The organism is Serratia sp. root2 (assembly GCF_031931805.1).
Lineage (GTDB): Bacteria > Pseudomonadota > Gammaproteobacteria > Enterobacterales > Enterobacteriaceae > Serratia > Serratia inhibens.
On the sequence record NZ_JAUJXB010000001.1, the window covers coordinates 1,311,945 to 1,330,553 of the forward strand.

At 55.9% G+C, this 18,609-nt stretch carries 13 protein-coding genes; 6 read left to right on the forward strand and 7 right to left on the reverse strand.

All coding sequences use genetic code 11. The features are described from left to right. Both pqqF and QZQ97_RS05860 read left to right on the forward strand, forming a co-directional pair. Positions 1-2,331: a pyrroloquinoline quinone biosynthesis protein PqqF gene (gene pqqF, locus QZQ97_RS05855; protein ID WP_311992660.1), complete on the forward strand. Its 2,331-nt coding sequence runs from the start codon at positions 1-3 to the stop codon at positions 2,329-2,331. Positions 2,332-2,516: 185 nt separating this feature from the next. After that, the gene (locus QZQ97_RS05860) at positions 2,517-4,952 is read left to right on the forward strand and encodes a glucose/quinate/shikimate family membrane-bound PQQ-dependent dehydrogenase (protein ID WP_311992661.1); all 2,436 of its coding nucleotides are present in this window, start codon (positions 2,517-2,519) and stop codon (positions 4,950-4,952) included. Positions 4,953-5,028: 76 nt separating this feature from the next. On the opposite strand, the gene QZQ97_RS05865 is transcribed toward QZQ97_RS05860, so the two are convergent. Genes QZQ97_RS05865 through QZQ97_RS05875 form a run of 3 tightly spaced genes read right to left on the reverse strand, consistent with a single transcriptional unit; the run spans position 5,029 to position 8,662 of the window. Further along, complete coding sequence (locus QZQ97_RS05865; protein WP_311992662.1) at positions 5,029-5,946, reverse strand: LysR family transcriptional regulator; 918 nt, start codon at positions 5,944-5,946, stop codon at positions 5,029-5,031. A gap of 24 nt (positions 5,947-5,970) precedes the next feature. Next, positions 5,971-7,527: an MFS transporter gene (locus tag QZQ97_RS05870; RefSeq protein ID WP_311992663.1), complete on the reverse strand. Its 1,557-nt coding sequence runs from the start codon at positions 7,525-7,527 to the stop codon at positions 5,971-5,973. Beyond that, positions 7,520-8,662, reverse strand: a complete 1,143-nt coding sequence (locus QZQ97_RS05875; RefSeq protein ID WP_311992664.1) for an HlyD family efflux transporter periplasmic adaptor subunit — start codon at positions 8,660-8,662, stop codon at positions 7,520-7,522. The genes QZQ97_RS05870 and QZQ97_RS05875 overlap by 8 nt, the downstream gene beginning before the upstream one ends. Before the next feature lie 434 nt (positions 8,663-9,096). Between QZQ97_RS05875 and QZQ97_RS05880 the strand changes: the two genes are divergently transcribed. Then, a complete protein-coding gene (locus QZQ97_RS05880; RefSeq protein WP_311992665.1) occupies positions 9,097-11,196 on the forward strand; it encodes a putative bifunctional diguanylate cyclase/phosphodiesterase in 2,100 nt (699 codons plus the stop codon). Positions 11,197-11,348: 152 nt separating this feature from the next. Beyond that, complete coding sequence (locus tag QZQ97_RS05885) at positions 11,349-12,272, forward strand: ABC transporter substrate-binding protein (protein WP_311992666.1); 924 nt, start codon at positions 11,349-11,351, stop codon at positions 12,270-12,272. Positions 12,273-12,357: 85 nt separating this feature from the next. On the opposite strand, the gene QZQ97_RS05890 is transcribed toward QZQ97_RS05885, so the two are convergent. After that, positions 12,358-14,166 (reverse strand): sigma-54-dependent Fis family transcriptional regulator, encoded by a 1,809-nt coding sequence (locus QZQ97_RS05890; protein ID WP_311992668.1) that lies wholly within the window; start codon positions 14,164-14,166, stop codon positions 12,358-12,360. A 276-nt stretch (positions 14,167-14,442) separates the two neighbouring features. On the opposite strand from QZQ97_RS05890, the gene exaC reads away from it, so the two are divergent. Both exaC and adhP read left to right on the forward strand, forming a co-directional pair. Next, entirely contained in the window at positions 14,443-15,963 is a 1,521-nt protein-coding gene (gene exaC / locus QZQ97_RS05895; RefSeq protein ID WP_311992669.1) for an acetaldehyde dehydrogenase ExaC, read from the forward strand. 46 nt (positions 15,964-16,009) lie between these two features. Next, on the forward strand, positions 16,010-17,035 hold the full coding sequence (gene adhP / locus QZQ97_RS05900; RefSeq protein ID WP_311992670.1) for an alcohol dehydrogenase AdhP: 1,026 nt from the start codon (positions 16,010-16,012) through the stop codon (positions 17,033-17,035). 9 nt (positions 17,036-17,044) lie between these two features. Here adhP and QZQ97_RS05905 read toward each other — a convergent pair whose 3' ends face one another. The 3 genes from QZQ97_RS05905 to QZQ97_RS05915 form a co-directional block, all read right to left on the reverse strand. Beyond that, on the reverse strand, positions 17,045-18,073 hold the full coding sequence (locus tag QZQ97_RS05905; protein WP_311992671.1) for a zinc-binding metallopeptidase family protein: 1,029 nt from the start codon (positions 18,071-18,073) through the stop codon (positions 17,045-17,047). 96 nt (positions 18,074-18,169) lie between these two features. After that, complete coding sequence (locus tag QZQ97_RS05910) at positions 18,170-18,376, reverse strand: hypothetical protein (RefSeq protein ID WP_311992672.1); 207 nt, start codon at positions 18,374-18,376, stop codon at positions 18,170-18,172. A gap of 41 nt (positions 18,377-18,417) precedes the next feature. Continuing rightward, a complete protein-coding gene (locus QZQ97_RS05915; protein WP_311992673.1) occupies positions 18,418-18,516 on the reverse strand; it encodes a YoaK family small membrane protein in 99 nt (32 codons plus the stop codon). Between the last annotated feature and the right edge of the window lie 93 nt (positions 18,517-18,609).

Consider the following 18,609-nt stretch of genomic DNA (forward strand, 5'->3'; position numbering starts at 1 on the left):
ATGCAACGTCACGCCTCGTCAGTGCGACTCGGCAACGGATTGCAAATCAATATGATAAGCGATCCCGCAGCGACCCGCTCCGCCGCGCTGATGCAGGTCGATGCGGGCAGCTATCACGAACCTCTCACCTGGCCGGGGCTGGCGCATCTGCTGGAACATATGCTGTTTCGCGGCAGCGAACGATTCCCGGCGCTAGAGGGTTTGATGAACTGGACACCCTCTCAGGGAGGGCGTCTTAACGCCACCACTCAGGCGACGCGTACCTGCTTCTTTTTTGAGGTCGGCCCCGAACAATTTGATACCGGCGTGGACCGTCTGATCGATATGCTGATCGCCCCGCTGCTGGCAACGGAAGCGCTGGATCAAGAAGCCGATATCATTGACGCCGAATATCAGTTACTGCGCACAGAGGGAGAAACACTCTGTGAAGCGGCACAGCAGCAAGCATTTGACGGCATCGCGGCGATGCATCGTTTCCATATCGGCAGCCGCGCCGGCTTTGGCGAGGATATGGCGGTACTGCGCTCTGCGCTGCAACAGTTCCATCAACGGCATTACAACGCCGCTAACATGACGCTGTGGCTGCAAGGGCCGCAGTCGCCGGAACAATTACGCACCATGGCCGAAGAATATGGCGCACGCATTGCAAAAGCGGATAACCATCCACCACCTGCCGTCTCACAGGCTGTTCCGATAGGCGACCGCACGCTCGATTTGCCGGGCGCACCGCAGTTACGCTTGACCTTTGCCCTCAATCAACCGCCTGCAACACAGCGCCATTGGTTGCGGCTGCTGGAGTGCCTGCTGCTGGACGAAGCGCCTGGCAGCCTGATGGCCTGGCTGCGCGCTGAGGAATACTGCGACGCTGCCCGGTTAATTCACGCAACATGCGGCGAGGCGTGTTCACTGCTCACTCTGGCGTTCACCGTCATCCGGGGCACCGCCGCAGAGGCGGCCGCCATTGAAGCTGCCCTGTTTGGTTGGTTGGAGCAATTGACCGGCCTGACCGAACGCCAGCGCGAACACTATAGCTGCCTGGCTAATCGGGCATTTGACCGTCTTGCCCCCCTCGAACAATTACGGGCGAACGCCTTTGGCCTGCCGCCGGTGCAAGCGACCGACCCGTGGGCAAAACAGATCGCCATGCTTTCGTCTGCCTCAATGAGCCGTTTATCTGTACGACCTGGTGCTGGCGGCGAAGTCACCGAGTATCGGGGATTACCTTTAAAACTGACCGTCTTCCATCCGGAAAGCGCGTCGCCTGCCACCGCGCGCTTCACTTTCTTCCCTGTCGCTGCCGTATCTCCACATAACGCCCCCCCGCCCGTCGGCCAGGTACCGTTAAAACATCTGCCTCACGATGAGGGCTCTCCCGTGTTGCTGTTGCGGCCCGCGCCGGATGTGCTTTTTGAGCCACAACGAGGTTATCTCCTGCAATCGGCATTGCGTACCCTGGCGGCAGAGTTGGCGCATCAGGATGGGCATCTGAGCGTCGAACGTCACCAGGGAGTATGGTTGTTGCAACTGGCCGGAGAGGAGGCGTTGATCTATCGCGCCGTCAATGCCATCAACCACCGGCTGGCGGCGATGTCACCCGCGATGCAGCGTGACGCAACGAGAACCTTTCAGCGAGCGCAGGCGCGGGAACAAGGCGACATCGCCATCCGTCGCTTATTGGCGCAGTTGCCGGCCGCCTTGTCGGTAGGATTAACGCCGGACCGGGTGAGTTGGCAAGCCACGCTGGTCGGCGGGAATGAGGTTTTACGACAAGGGTTGGCGCATTTGCTCAGTGATTTTCCTGAGCCGATAGTCACCGCCGGGGAATACCGCATTCGTACGCCCGCAGAGCGCGTCGCGCTCTCGGAAAGCGGCGATGAAAATACCCGGTTATTGTTTTACCCGCTGCCGGAAACATCGGCCAGCGCGCGTTGGGCTCTACAATTGCTGGCGCAGATTTATGCCCCGCGTTATTTCCAGCGTCTGCGCGTCGAGCGAAATATTGGTTATGTCGTGCATTGTGCTTATTACCGTTGCGTCGACGTCGAAGGTATTTTCTTCGCGTTACAGTCGCCCAAATATACCATCGCGCAACTGGATCATTATACCGCAGCATTTTTGCAGCAAATGAAGCTGGAATTGGCGCAGTTAAGCGACGGCGAACTGGCCGCGGCAAGAAATATCCTTCTGCGCAGGCACTCCCGCGGCAGCGATCCCGGATTTCAATATGCACGCGAAAATGTCTTGGAAAACAATCCACTGCCAGAATATCTTGAGCAAATTAACCGGGATATATTGTCTTTCTGGCACCGACGCATCTTCGCGTCGTTCTAAAAGTGAGTAATATCCGGCTTTAAAAGCAACATATCCTTAACAGCCTAACGAATCAAATGGTACAATCCTCCGTATTCACTGTTTAATTTTTTGCTCCGCGCCTTGCCTCAATGCAAGGCGCGGAGCAACGATTACACTTTGGTAAACGAGCAGTAAGAAACATTATTTTCGGAGACTGACTGAACATGTCTGATTCAAATGCCCGGCCGGGTATAAAACTTAAATTATGGTGTTGTTTATTCGGGGTAATTCTTGCCGTTACGGGCTTGTTTTTCGCCATTGCCGGCGGAAAGTTAGTCTCGCTCGGCGGCAGCGCTTACTTCCTGATTGCCGGTATCGTCACCCTGCTTTCCGCAGTTCAATTCTTCCGTCGCAAATCCTCGGCAGTCACGCTGTTCCTGCTGGTTTTCATCGGCACGCTGATTTGGTCAGTGGCCGACGCCGGTTTTGATTTCTGGCCCTTGATTTCACGGCTGATGGTGCCAACCGGCCTGATGATTCTGGCCTTCCTTAGCTGGCCTGCGCTGCGTAAACCGGAAGGGAAAGCGCCGCTGGCGAAGCTGTCTTACCTGCTCTCCGCCGTGCTGGCTGTGGGTATGGTCGGCGCTTTCGTGCAGATGTTCCAGCCGCACCCCACCGTCGCTTTCAGCGGCCAGCAGTTGCCGTTGATCCCGGTAGATAAAACCAAACAGCAAAAAGACTGGGACAACTACGGCAATACCCCCGGCGGCAGCCGTTTCGTGGCGCTGGACCAGATCACTCGCGACAACGTGAAAGATCTGAAAGTCGCCTGGACCTTCCATACCGGCGATACGCCGATCAGCCCTGGCGGCAACGGCGCAGAAGACCAGCAGACGCCGCTGCAAATCGGCAACCGCATCTTCTTGTGTACGCCGCACAACAACGTCATCGCCGTTGAAGCCGACAGCGGGAAAGAGATCTGGAAGCGTGAAATCAACGCGCAATCGCAGGTCTGGAACCGCTGCCGCGGCCTGGCCTACTTCGACGCCACCAAAACCCTGCCACCGCCGACGGTCCCAGGTTCAACGCCTGCGGCACCGGTTCAGCTTGCGGCCGGCGACAGCTGTCAGCGCCGTATTCTGATGAACACCATCGATGCGCGTCTGGTAGCGATCAACGCCGATAACGGCGAATTCTGTCAGCACTTTGGTAACAACGGCATCGTCGATCTGAAAGCCGGCCTGGGCGATGCCTCGGATCCGAAATACCAGCTGACCTCCGCACCTACGCTGGCGGGTACCACCGTCGTCGTGGGCGGCCGCGTGGCTGATAACGTGCAAACCGACATGCCTGGCGGCGTGTTGCGTGGCTTTAACGTGATCACCGGTGAAATGCGCTGGGCGTTCGACCCGGGCAATCAAGACCCGAACGCCGCGTTGAAACCGGGCCAGACCTTTGTGCGCAGCACACCGAACTCCTGGGCACCGATGTCCTACGATCCGGCGATGAACACCGTGTTCATGCCAATGGGCAGCTCTTCTGTGGATCTCTGGGGCGCTAACCGCAACGCGTTGGACCACAAATACGGCGCGTCCATTCTGGCGCTCGACGCGACAACCGGGAAAGAAAAATGGGTTTATCAGACCGTACATAACGATCTGTGGGATTTCGATGTCCCGATGCAACCTAGCCTGATCGATTTCCCGATGAAGGACGGTACCAGCCGCCCTGCACTGGTATTCGGCGGCAAAACCGGGCAGATCTTCGTGCTGGATCGCCACACCGGCAAGCCACTGACCGAAGTGAAAGAGCTGCCGGTGAAAACCCGCAACATTCCGGGCGAGCAGTATTCGGCGACGCAGCCCTTCTCTGTCGGCATGCCGCAGATTGGCGCTGAAAAGTTAACCGAATCCGACATGTGGGGCGCAACGCCGTTCGATCAGTTGATGTGCCGCATCAGCTTTAAATCGATGCGTTATGACGGTCTGTTCACCGCGCCGGACACCGATCTCTCACTCAGCTTCCCGGGTTCGCTGGGTGGCATGAACTGGGGTGGATTGTCTACCGATCCGAACAACCACTACATCTTCGCCAACGATATGCGTTTGGGCCTGTGGGTGCAGATGATCCCGCAAAAAGCCGACGCCAATGCGCCAGCCAGCAACGGCGGCGAATCGGTTAACGCCGGTATGGGCGCCGTGCCGTTAAAAGGCACCCCTTACGGCGTCAACAAGAACCGCTTTATGTCACCGCTGGGCATTCCGTGCCAGAAACCGCCATTCGGCACCCTGTCCGCTATCGATCTGAAAACCCAGAAAGTGGTGTGGCAAGTACCGGCCGGTACGGTGCAGGACACAGGGCCATTCGGCATTAAAATGCGTGCCCCAATGCCGGTAGGCATGCCAACGCTGGGCGGCACGCTGGCAACCCAGGGCGGGCTGGTGTTTATCGCCGGTACCCAGGATTACTACCTGCGGGCATTTGATTCATCCACCGGTAAAGAAGTGTGGAAAGCGCGTCTGCCGGTCGGCAGCGGCGGTACCCCGATGAGCTACGTCTCACCGACCACCGGTAAGCAGTACATTCTTATCTCTGCCGGCGGCGCACGCCAGTCACCGGACCGTGGCGACTACGTGATCGCTTACGCGCTTGATAAGTAACGCTCAAGGTTAGCAATAACGCCAAGCCCCTTTCGCAACGACAGGGGCTTTTTTTACGTCTTTTACAGCTCAAAAGTTACAGTGAAATGCGCAATGATTCAGGCAAATGCACGATCAGGTAATCCAAAAACGCCCGGACCGCGGGATTCATGTTCTTCCTGCTGGGAAATACGGCGTGAATAATACGTTCATGGGTGGCCCAGGGTTTCAATATTTGAATCACCTTCCCTTCAGCAATGGCCGGATAAGCGATGATGTCGGGAATAAGCCCAATACCAACGCCATTCACCGCCGCTTCCAATTGCACCCTGGGATTTAGGCAAAACAACATCGGGTCATGGGTAATGGTGATCCCTTCTTCGGTGATATTATTGATGAGTTCCCATTTTTGCTCGCCTTCCAAACGATCAAGCACAGAGCTTAACGTATGCATTTTCGTTAATTGCGTTGGCGATCCCGGCATGCCGTGTCGCTTCAGGAATCCGGGGCTGGCGACAAGTATCAGGCGACTGGTTGCCAGCGGACGCGCAATCAATCCCGGTTCCTCGTCAATACACCTGCTGGCCCGCAGCACCAAATCCATACTTTCTTCAATGACCTGAACGTGCCTGTCCGTAGCGTCTATCGTTACGCGGACCTGAGGATAGCGGGTCATAAACCCCGGTAAAATCGGCGCCAAGTGATATTGCGCCAATACGGTGAGGGAACTTACCCGTACCAACCCGGAGGGCTCCGCCGTTAACTCAGATACCGAGTCATAAGCCGCCACGCCCTCTTTAACCATATCTGCGGCGCGCTGGTGCAATATGCGCCCTGCCGCCGTCAGGGCAAAACGGCGGGAATTTCTTTGAATCAGACGTACATTAAGCCGTTCCTCAAGCTGGGTCACGCGGCGGCTCAATAAAGACTTCGTTAATCCGGACTGACGTTCGGCGGCGGTATACCCCTTGTGTTCGGCCACCAGATAAAAATAATAGATGTCATTAAAATCCATTGTAATGTCCTGTTTTGAGGCCGGTCATTTCATCAATTGCTGCACGGCCATTATGATAGCGCCCAAAGCGCCAACCAGAGCAACCAACAGGAAATAATCTTGACCCGCCAATAGCGTAGCCTGTTGCTTCACCATTTGAGCCACCCAGGCAAAGGCCATATTGTCCGCCACCGGCGTAGCCACCTGCCGGGCATACAGCGTGCTGACTTGCGCAAGGGTATCCACGTAACGGGGATTATTGGCAGTGATCTCGGTATTCAGCACCGCATAGTGCACTGTAGCGCGCCACTGCATACCGATGGTCGCGGCAGAAATCCCCAGTGCCATGCAGAGTTGAGCGGCCATGTTTTTAACCTGCTGAGCATGAGAGAAAACCGTTTCATTCTGCTGGACCTCTCGAAAAGTGTGCATGGCAGTAGTGGCCATCACCAGCATGATGAAGATGCCATTGCACAACAGCGCCGGCAGGATATCCGACATGATATTGGCCGTCGGCGTTAATCGGGACATTATCCAGCCATAGGCCGCTAACGCGAGAAACCCGCTAACGAAAAACTTCTTGGATGCAGGCCGTCTAGTCATGATGAAGCCCATCATCAACCAGGCGACCAATGCGGATGACAGCCCCAACGCATGCCAATTCCCCACCGTGCTCCAACTGAACCCTAAAGCTTGCTGGAGAATTTGCGGAATGATGTAGTTATTGGCCCCTAGCACCAGGTAACAAAGTGAAAACAGTAATAACCCGACAATATAGCGCCGATTGGAAAACAGCGTTCTCACCATCAGCAACGGCTCGCCATGGAAACGCACCATACTGTTAAAAAAGTAAATCAAGGCGCATAAACCCGTCAGAGCGATAATCGACAGAATCAGCAAATCACTGAAAAAATTGTAGTTTGAGCGCTGCAATGCCCACAGCATGGCGAATGCCCCTCCCGCCAGCCACATCAGCAAGAAAGGATGAGACTGGCTTTTTGTCAGTTCCGGCGGCGTCTGCCAGGGTAAACAAAACGACGCGGTCACAAAGACCACCAGCGCCACGGCTATCAACATCAGGAAAAGTGCGGACCAGGTATCTTCACTCACGGCCAGCGCGGCAAGAAAGGGAGACAGTGCGGTCCCCAACGCCAGGCCGGAGGCAAACACCTTGATGCCAGTGAAGCGCAGTGGGCTGGGCGGCAACAGATTAACCAACACCCGCGCCCCCGTCATGAACGAAGCTCCCCCCACCGCCATCACCACCCTGCCAAACAGGAACGGATAATAAGCATTGCTTTGCGCGCAAATCCAGGCACCCAGACTGAAAATAGCCAGTGAACCCCAAATATATCTCCGCCACCCCATTCGTTCGACCAACCAGCACTGCATGGAGATCATTACGATCGCCACGCAGGCATAGGCTGCGGTAATAAAGCTGTATTCTTCTGGCGAACTGCCGGTTTCGCCCATAATGGGAGCGGCCGCAAAAGCGATCATCCCGACCTGCAAGAAATCTAGCGTGGTTAGCAGAAATATGGTCACGAGCAACAGCGTTTGATGAGCGGGACGGGTAATGTGCCAGGATGATGTATTAGCCATTTTGCTTTAGGATCTCCTGAATAATTGCCGCTGCCTGCTCATCTTCCCGATCATAAACCGACGTTTCCCAACTCTGGCGATGAGAGGGCAGCGTTGATAGCGCGGTACCGGCAGTACTGGTATCGACAGAGACCGTCATCGACAAACCAGGCCGTAAAGGATGCTGAGCCAACTCGTCAGGATCCAAAGCGATCCGAACAGGGACTCGCTGCACCACTTTTATCCAGTTCCCCGTGGCGTTTTGTGCCGGCAACAACGAGAAGGCGCTACCGGTTCCTGGTTCAATCCCCACGACCTGGCCGTGGTAACGTCTCTCGTGGCCATAGAGGTCCGAGGTCAGCGTAACCTTATGCCCGGCGCGCAGGCTGCCCAACTGCGTTTCTTTGAAGTTGGCCGTGACCCAGACAGCGTCAAGAGGAACCACCGTCATCAACGACGCCCCGGCGGTAACATGCTGCCCTACCTGCACTCTGCGCTGGGCAATAAAGCCGGCTACGGGAGCGATAACTTGCGTACGATGATAGTCGAGCCAAGCCGCACGCAGGGTTGACTCTGCTTCAAGCACATCGGGATGCGTTTGCAAAGTCGTGTTTTCCGTCAGCGTTTGCGCCGCCTGATACTGACGGACGGTCACATTAAGGGTCGCCTGCGCGTTGCTCAGAGCATCGCGTGAATGCGCCAGTTCTTCTGTGGAAATAGCAATACTCTGTCGCAACCCTTCACGTCGGTTGAAATCAGCCCTTGCTTTATCCAGTGCTGTCTGGTCCACGGCGATCGCCGCTTTCAATTCCGCCAGCACCGCATATTGGTTGCGTACCTGCCGTACCGCAGCAGCCAACTGCGATTTTGCCTTCTCCAGCGCTAAACGGGCATCAATCGGGTTGATGGTGACCAGGCCTTCTCCTCGCTGAACATAATCGGTGTTGTCTGCGGCTATTTGCGTAACCGTTCCCGATACCTGAGCCGTTACCTGCACCAGATTACCCTCAACATAAGCATCTTCGGTCATCAACGAATCGTGGTTTCGGATTGTCCAAGCGGCATAAACGGCAGCGCCGGCCAACAGCACTGCCGACAGCAGCAATAGCCGCTGTGTTTTATTTGGAACGGGTTTGGTTTTGTGCTCTTCATTCATCGCGTCATGCTTCCTGGAGGGGATGTCAGGGAGCCTATCGTCGTCTCGAATAAGGAACAATACTGAAACATGTGACGCTTGGTCCTAAAAATAGGACAACAAAGGCGAGTGATCTGTGCTTCATTGCCAATGCGACGCTGTACTGGATCGGTACACTCATCGTAAAAAAGGGAAATTTCAGCGAATCCGTTTCGCTGCCGCCTGACCTCTGCCATGGTTAATGGGCATTGAATTAAGTGACATAATGATGATTAAAAAACGGCCCTCATTTTACAAGAATAATCCTACTGTTTTACCCGGCATTATATCTCATTCTTCCAATCGGATTTTTATCGCGCCAAGCCCGGTTATTGGCATATTCCCGCAGGCACGAATATTATTAAAACAGTTCCTTTTGGAGCGAATCTCAGGCGGTTTTCATAAAGGAACAAGACATGAACGTTTTACCTGATCACGGTGATGACAATCATCCTGTTGATATAGCTAATGTAATCTTTGACGGTTTACCGAATCTCATTGGCGTGGGTAAAAGCCTGGGCGGACACTTTAATAAAGGGTGGCGCGAATATACCGGTGGAACCTCGTTTGATAATGAGGATGACGGCTGGTTGAAAGCCCTGCATCCGGCTGACTATGCGCCGGTGCACAGCCTTTGGCAGCAGGCAATGGCTACCGCCACCTCGTTCGTGAATGAAAGCCGCCTGCGCCATTGCAGCGGTGAGTTTCGCTGGTTTTTGCTGTCGTTCAACGCCGCCAAAGATCCCCAGCCGGGAGTACCGCGCTGGTCCCTTACCTGCGTGGATATCCACGAACAAGTACTGGAAAAACACATCATCGCCGCGACTTTGGCTGCACAGCAAAACATGCTCGATGCCAGCGTCGACTGCATCAAGATCATCAATAATGACGGTTCGTTGTTGCACATGAACAAAGCCGGCTGCATTGCCCTTGGCCTGGATGAAAACCAAAAACAGTTTGGCATGTCGTGGCTGGGGCTGCTGCCGGTAGAAATACGCAAGCGCGGCAGAAAGGCGCTGCGTAAAGTGTTGAATGGCCGCAATGCCAGGTTTGCCGGCCTTAGCGGCGCGCCGAATGGCAAGATGCAACACTGGGATAATATCCTCAGCCCGGTCACCGATAAAAATGGCCGGATACAAAATATATTGTGCGTTTCCCGCGATGTGACCTCGCAAAGAATAGCGGAAAAGCGTTTGCTGATCGCCAGTGAATATGACGAACTGACCGGCTTGCCTAACCGACGGTTATTCAAGAAAAAGTTAAAACAGGAAATGAAACGCGCCCTGAGCAACAATAAATTGCTCGGGCTGATTCTGTTGGATCTCGACCACTTTAAACTGGTTAACGACACCCTTGGGCATGCCGCAGGCGATCATCTGTTGCGCGTGTTGTCCAAAAGACTCACGGCTCACCTGAACCCCTACTCTTTTGTTTCCCGGCTCGGCGGCGATGAGTTTGCGGTGGTCATCAGCGACATAGAAGATGAACAGGATATCTTCAAAATCGCCAATAATTTTCTGCTGCAACTCGAATCGCCGATCACCCACGGCGGCAAGGCGCTGCATTGCGGCATGAGCATCGGTTGCGCCGTTTATCCTCAGGATGCCCACGACCCGTCGGAACTGATGAAGTGCGCCGATACCGCGCTGTATGAGCTTAAGGACGGCGGCCGCGGCGGCGTTTACATGTTCAATCAGCAAATGATGGAGAAAGCAAAGGCACGCGCTTCACAGCTGAACCATGCGCGGCAGATTGTGCGCGATAACCGCATCCGCCCCAGCTATCAACCGAAGGTCAATTTGGCCAACGGCGCGATCGTGGGTTTCGAGGCGCTATTGCGCTGGTATTGTCCGGTGAAGGGCATGCAGTTGCCGGATACCGTCAGTGAAGCCTTCAGCGACTATGAATTGGCGACAAAAATCAGCGAAGCCATGCAGATGAAAGTCTTTGCCGACATCTCACGCTGGATCGACGCCGGCGTAGACGTCTTGCCGGTATCGTTGAATGCGTCCCCTATCGAGTTTTTACGCGACAACTATGCCGAAACCTTCCTGCAACGGTTGCTGATGTTCCGCATTCCGCACCACCTTATCGAGCTGGAGGTCACCGAACATGCGTTCAACAAACACGGTTCGAAGTATGTTTTGCGGGCCTTGCAAATGCTCAAGGAAATGGGCATCAGGATTGCGCTCGATGACTTTGGCACCGGGCATTCGGCCTTTACGCATATCATGGATTACCCGCTGGACTGCATTAAACTGGATTGCGATTTTATCCGCCGCATGAACGACGAGCCGGCCATATTGGGCATCGTCGAAAGCATGGGGATTCTGGGGCAGAAATTGTCCATCGATATCATCGCCGAAGGGATTGAAACCGAGCAGCAACGCCAGACGCTGTGCAACGCCGGTTTTTATTTTGGACAGGGCTTTTTATTCAGCAAGGCCGTTGAGGCGCCCAACGTGCTCAACATGCTGCGGGCAAATGTGCGCGATAACGAAGAAATCGACGACTAGAATTGCGGCGAGGAGTCCTTTCTCTGGCTAACCATTCAGGTACAACCTGATTTTTCTAAAATTAGTTAGTTAATTTTGTTCGTTCACAGATTTAGCGGCTTCGAGGATAGTGAGCAGACCGCCTCAACAACATAATAATGCAGGTAATAATCATGATGTATAGCGCTAAATTAACCGCAGCGGCGGCACTTCTGAGCATGTCCTTCATCGCCAATGCCGCACCGGGAATTGATCTGATCGCCAATGAAACCCCGATAAACACGGTTAAAAGCCCAGAGGCCGTAGCCAAGATCCCGGCGGGATTTAAATTCGTGGAACCGGGTACGCTAACCGTCGCCGTGTCGATATTGGGTAGCGGTCCACCGTTCGGGCTGTACGCACGCGACAATAAAACGGTGATTGGCAGCGAGTCGGATATTGCCCGGCTGGTCGCCGATGGGCTTGGGCTAAAACTCAAACTGGTGCCGACATCCTGGGAAGACTGGCCGCTGGGGGTGACCTCAGGGAAATACGACGCGGCAATTTATAACATCACCGTCACCCAAGAGCGTAAAACCAAATTCGACTTTGCCACCTATCGCCAGGATACGCTGGGCTTCTACGTGAAGGCCGACAGTAAAATCACCTCGATAAAATCCGCACCGGATATCGCCGGCAAGAAGATCATCGTCGACTCCGGCACCAATCAGGAAGCGGTGTTGCTGGCGTGGGATAAAGAGAATCAGGCCAAAGGGCTGCCCGCTCTCCAGCCGATCTACGTCACCGACAAAGCGGCCTCAACGCTGGCGATCCAATCCGGCCGGGCCGACGCGACTTTCGGGCCGAACGTATCCGGCGCTTATCAGGCTAAATTAAACGGCAAAACCAAGCTGGTCGGCATAGTGCCGGGTGGCTGGCCGCGCAGCGCCAACATCGCCGTGACGCTGAAAAAGGGTAACGGCCTGGTTGATGCCGTGCAGGCTTCGCTCAACAGCGCCATCGCCAACGGCAGCTACCTGAAAGTGTTGGACCGCTGGGCGGAAAGCGACGAGAAAATCGAACATTCTGAAATCAATCCGCTGGGGTTGGGCGACTGATCTTCCTGCTTTCAAGGCGCCGGTTCTCAGCACCGGCGCCTGTCTTCTGCACCTTGGCGTTTTCGCCAGCCGGCTACCCCATCACTCATCCATCTGCACCAAGGCGTTCTTTCTCCATTTTGCGATAAAGCGTGCTGCGCGATACGCCCAGCGACTTGGCCGCACGGCTGATGTTGCCGTTGGCATTTCTGATGGCGGCAAACACCTCCGGCTCGGTTTGCGAAACGGCGTTGGTCTCCGCGCAAAGCGGCGGCAACGCGTTGAACTGTTCCGGCAGATCCTCAAGGGCAATCAGGTTGTCGTCATCCGCCAACGCCAGCAGCACCTTCAGCGTACTCAAAAGCTGCCGCACATTGCCGGGCCACGAATAGCGGGCCAACGCGGCCAGTGCGTCCGGCGCCAGCCTGATGCCGCGCTTATCGGCACCCAGCTCATGCCAAAGGCTGAGGATAAAGCGATCAACATGCGCCCGCTGCCGCAACGGTGAAATGCACAGGCTGAACTCCTGAATGCGGTACAGCAGATCCTCGCGGAATTCCCCCGCCGCCACCAGGGTGTTCAGATTGCGGTTGGTGGCGCAGATCAGCGTAAAATCCACCGAACAGGCGTGGCGGCTGCCCAGTGGCGTGACGGTTTTTTCCTGCAGTACGCGCAGCAACCGCGTTTGCAGACTCAGCGGCATATCGCCAATCTCGTCCAGGAACAGCACCCCGCCGTCGGCCTCCCTGATCTTGCCGGCGTAGCCTTTGGGATTGGCGCCGGTAAAGGCACCGGGCGCGTAACCAAACAGCTCGGACTCGATCAGGTTTTCAGGCAACGCCGCGCAGTTGATCGCCACGAAGTTGCCCTCCCGCCATTTGCTTTCCTGGAACAGCCGCCGGCTGAAGTGCTCCTTGCCGCAGCCGGTTTCCCCGGTAATGCACAGCGCAAGGCCGGCGTTCACGATCCGCAACGCTTTCTGTTTGTCTGCGCCGTCCCGATCAAAAGGCTGAACAAAGGGCCTGACGACATGCGAATGCCGCTCAGGCATCTCCAGCAGCGAGTAATAACGGCGACGGTTCGCCGCCCGTGTCTGACATGGCGCGTTCAGCGTCTGTCGCGACAGCTCCGGGAACAGCGTGGCGAAATCCAGCGCCCCAAAGGACGCCGGTGAAAGGTTAAATTCTTGCATCGCCAGCCGGTTGGCGGCAGTAAGAACGTCATCGCGGAACACCAGGATCAGTTCGTGCGCAGTACCGAGGGTATGCGCATCGCTGTGCAGGCTGAGCGTCCAGTGGTGAGCCGTGACGGTGCTCTTCACCCATTGATGTTCAATGTGCCGAACCGCCTGCAGAATCAGTGACCGGGCATCACCGTACGGGCGTTGCACCGGCGTTGAGATATCCAGCACCCCGCCGATTTGCCCGTCGGGCCGAAAAATCGGTGCGGCGGAGCAATAAAGCCCCGAATTCTGACTAAGAAAATGCTCGTCGCCATTCACCTCGCACAACTCTCCCAGCGCCAGCGCGGTGCCGATCGCGTTGGTGCCCCGCTCTTGCTCCCCCCACTGATTGCCTGGTGCCAGCGCTATGCGCGACGCTTTGCGCAAGAAATGGGTATTGCCGCAGGTCTCCAACACCAGCCCGCTGGCGTCAGACACCACAATGATGGAAGGTTGCCGATTGATTTGGCCCTCCAGACGCGCGATTAGCGGCTGGGCCAACTGTGCCACCCAGCCGTTTTGCCCGCGCACTTCATTCAGCACGGTCGGCCGAACAAAAGGAACGTGGTCGTCGGCCCGGCTCAGCCCGTAGTGCTGGCTGCGCTGCCAGGACTCTGACAGTGGGCTGGGGAGAGGCCTGCTTTCATGGTCGGAGGCGAACCCCGTTACGGCTGTCCGGTCTTTATGCAACATACCTTTCTCCCGCGCAAAAGTGTTGCATTTTTGTATCATGAATGTGTCCCATGCGTTGCGACATGGGACACAAAAAATAATAGAAATGAATGATAAATCACCATTTTTATTGCCGATAGCGGATATTTTCACTCATTAACACATTGATAATAAATGGTTTTATAAATAAACATCTGGAAAATGGAACAATGTGGCATAGGCAATGCTTATGTTTAGGTACGGTGCCACAGCCTGGCATCCCTCCTACAGCCCGTGTTCCTTTGAGAGGTGTTTAACATGAAATATGTCCATCCCGGTTTGCCTGGCTCGCTGGTTTCTTTCAAACAACGCTACGGCAACTACATTGGCGGCAAATTTGTCGAACCCGTTTCCGGTAACTACTTTACCGACACCACCCCGGTAACCGGGAAAACTGTCGCCGAGTTCCCGCGCTCCGACGCGCAGGACATTGAGCGGGCGCTGGATGCGGCACACGCCGCCGCAGAGGCCTGGGGAAACACCAGCGCACAAAACCGCGCCAACGTGATGCTGGCCATCGCGGATCGCATGGAATCGCAGCTGGAAATGCTGGCGCTGACCGAAAGCTGGGACAACGGTAAGCCGATCCGCGAAACGCTGAATGCGGACATCCCGCTGGCGATCGATCATTTCCGCTACTTCGCCGGTTGCCTGCGCGCGCAGGAAGGCACGGCTACAGAGATTGACCAGTACACCCTGGCCTACCATATTTACGAGCCGCTGGGCGTAGTTGGGCAGATTATCCCGTGGAACTTCCCGCTGCTGATGGCGGCCTGGAAACTGGCCCCGGCGCTGACCGCCGGTAACTGCGTGGTGCTCAAACCCGCAGAACAGACGCCGCTCAGCATTTGCGTGCTGCTGGAGTTGATTGGCGATCTGCTGCCGCCAGGCGTGCTCAATGTGGTTCACGGCTTTGGCAAAGAGGCCGGAGAGGCGTTGGCGACCAGCAAGCGCATCGACAAAATCGCCTTTACCGGTTCAACCCCGGTGGGCAGGCATATCCTGGCCTGTGCGGCGGAGAATATCATTCCCAGCACCGTGGAGCTGGGCGGGAAATCGCCCAATATCTTCTTTGAAGACATCATGCAGGCCGAACCGGAGTTTATCGACAAGGCGGTTGAGGGGCTGATCCTCGGTTTCTTCAATCAGGGTGAGGTCTGTACCTGCCCTTCACGCGCGCTGATCCAGGAGTCAATCTACCCGCAATTTATGGAGAAAGTGCTGGCGCGCATCACCACTATTCGCCAGGGCGACCCGTTTGACACCGACACCATGATCGGCGCGCAGGCGTCCCAACAGCAGTTCGACAAGATCCTCTCTTACATCGAAATCGCCAAAAACGAAGGCGGGAAAATTATCGCCGGCGGCCAGCGAACCAGCCAGGAACAGACGCTGCAACAAGGTTTTTATCTCCAGCCGACGCTCATCACCGGTAATAACAGCATGCGTTTCTTCCGTGAAGAGATCTTTGGGCCCGTCATCGGTATCACCACCTTCAAAGACGAAGCCGAAGCGCTGGCACTGGCCAACGACACCGAGTTCGGGCTGGGCGCAGGTCTGTGGACCCGTGACAGCAACCGCGCCTATCGCATGGGTCGGGCCATCAAGGCCGGACGCGTCTGGACCAACTGTTATCACCTCTACCCGGCGCATGCGGCCTTCGGCGGTTATAAAAACTCCGGCGTCGGCCGCGAAACGCACAAGGTCGCACTGTCGCATTACCAGCAGGTGAAAAACCTGTTGGTGAGTTATGACGCCAAACCGCAGGGCCTGTTTTAACTGAATGTTGCCCGTTCCAACCCTACAACTTCTCGAGGTCTGAAAAATGAAAACGATGAAAGCTGCTGTGGTGACTGCGTTTGGACAACCCTTGGTGATTAAAGAGGTTCCGATTCCGGAAGTCGCGCCCGGCAAAATCGTGGTCAAGATAGCCGCCACCGGCGTGTGCCATACCGATCTGCACGCCGCCGACGGCGACTGGCCGATCAAACCCAATCCGCCTTTTATTCCCGGGCATGAGGGCGTCGGCCATGTGGTGGCGGTGGGAGCAGGCGTTACCCACGTAAAAGAAGGCGACCGCGTAGGCGTGCCCTGGCTTTATTCCGCCTGTGGGCATTGCGAACACTGTCTCGGCGGCTGGGAAACGCTGTGCCATTCCCAGCAAAATTCGGGCTATTCGGTCAACGGCAGCTTTGCCGAATACTGCCTGGCCGATGCCAATTACGTGGGTATTCTGCCCGACAACGTCGATTTTCTGTCTATCTCACCGATCCTCTGCGCCGGCGTCACCGTCTATAAAGGCCTGAAAATGACCAATACCAAGGCCGGCGACTGGGTCGTCATCTCCGGTATCGGCGGCCTCGGGCATCTGGCGATCCAATACGCCACCGCCATGGGGTTGAACGTGGCGGCTGTCGATATTGACGATGACAAGCTGGCCTTCGCCAAAAGCCTGGGCGCTTCGGTAGTGGCCAATGCGAGAAACGTCGATCCTGGCCGCTTTTTCCATCAGGAATTCGGCGGTGCGCACGGCGTGCTGGTGACGGCAGTGTCGCCCAAGGCGTTTGAACAGGCGACTACCGTGATGCGACGCGGCGGCACCATGGTATTGAACGGCTTGCCGCCGGGCAGCTTTGACCTTTCAATATTCAATATGGTGCTGGACGGCACTACCGTGAGGGGGTCGATTGTCGGTACGCGCAAGGATCTGCAAGAGGCGCTGGATTTTGCCGGCCGTGAGAAAGTCGCGGCAACCATCTCGGTAGAGCCGCTGGAGCAAATCAACGACATCTTCGGCCGCATGCGTGAGGGCAAAATCACCGGCCGCGTGGTGGTCGACATGTCGCTTTAAGTCAAGGTGTCAGGGCACGGGTAACCCAGTGCCCTTTTTATTCGCGTCGGCAATGGTCTGGTGAATGAATCGCATTTTCTCCAGCACCGGTGTCGGCAACACAAAGGGGTAAAGATCGGCATGCCCCATCGAACGATTGAGCTGGTTCAACGCCCAGGAGACCGGTAACCAGAGCGCGATCAGGCGATCAAAATCGGGCGTCTCCCCCGAATGGCTGAAAGCGGCGTCTGGCGCGGTGAAACCGTAAGCTGCCGCCGTGTCCAGCGTGTCGCGAATATGCAGATAATGAGCAAAGGTTTCCGCCCAATCCTCTGCAGCGTGCATGGTGGCATAGGCGGAAACGTAACATTCATGCCAGCCCTCGGGAGCACCCTGCTGGTAGTGCCGATCCAGCGCTTGCTGGTAATCCGCATCCGGGTCGCCAAACAGATCGATAAACGCCTGCCGCCGTTCGGGCTCAATGATCAATAGGTTGTAATAGTAATGCCCCACCTCATGGCGAAAGTGACCCAGTAACGTGCGGTAAGGTTCACCCATAGAGATACGACGCTGCTCGCGGTGAACGTCATCTCCCTCCTCCAAATCCAGCGTAATTACGCCGTTCGCATGGCCGGTGAGCACCTGGCGCCGCTCGCTGGAAAGCAATTCGAAGATCAGCCCGTTTTGCGGGTCGTCATTTTTACTGACGATCGGCAGGCCCAGTTCGGTCAACTCCAGTATCAGGCGGCGCTTGGCCGTTTCGGCTTCGGCAAACAGCGGGAGCGCTTCCGCATCATCATCCGCCGGCCGGGTTTGGGTCAGGCGACACGACGTACACAGATCCCCTTCTTGCTCCACCAGCCAGTTGCACTGCGCAATATGCATATTGGCGCACAAATGTCCCTGTTCCGGCTCGTCGTCGCCCACAGGGTCGGGCGCCGCGATAACCATCAATCTCCGGCCAGGCAAATCGAAACCCAAAGAGCTTGAACAGGACAAACACAGCGAATTTTCAAACGACAGCTGCTGCCCGCAGTTCGGGCAAGAAAAGTTACGCATGGTCAGGTTTCCTTAGCGGCAGAGGACGTATGGGCGCTGGCGCCAGAGACAAGTCAAGGGTAGCCAGACGGCCTTGGGTTCGTCAAACGATCCGGTTCAGACCTTGGTCTTGGTTTTGGTGATTTTTGTCGCTTTGGCGGGGTTACCGGCAACGAATTCCAGGGTTGGCGAGTAGTAAAAAGGCAACCAGGCATTGTAACTGCTTTCCCACTCCCACTTTACGGGGCAAGGCCACAGAATATCTTCATATAAAATGTAATAGACCCATCGCCCATGCGGACGGCGCGGTTTAGCTGTGCTCATAGACACTGACTTCTCTGGCCCGAACGGTTACATGATGGCGCTCAACCGCCCGAATTGGCATAGCCGCCGACAACAAACAGGGTCAACAGAACCAAGGCCGCAACAATAATCGCAATAGGGAAAAAATAGCCGATCTTCATTTTTAATTCTCTTTGTCAGCAGGCGTTACGGAGCAACAAGCAAATTTAACATGGACGGTGGTCGGCTAGCCATCTTTCCCGCTATTCAGGTAT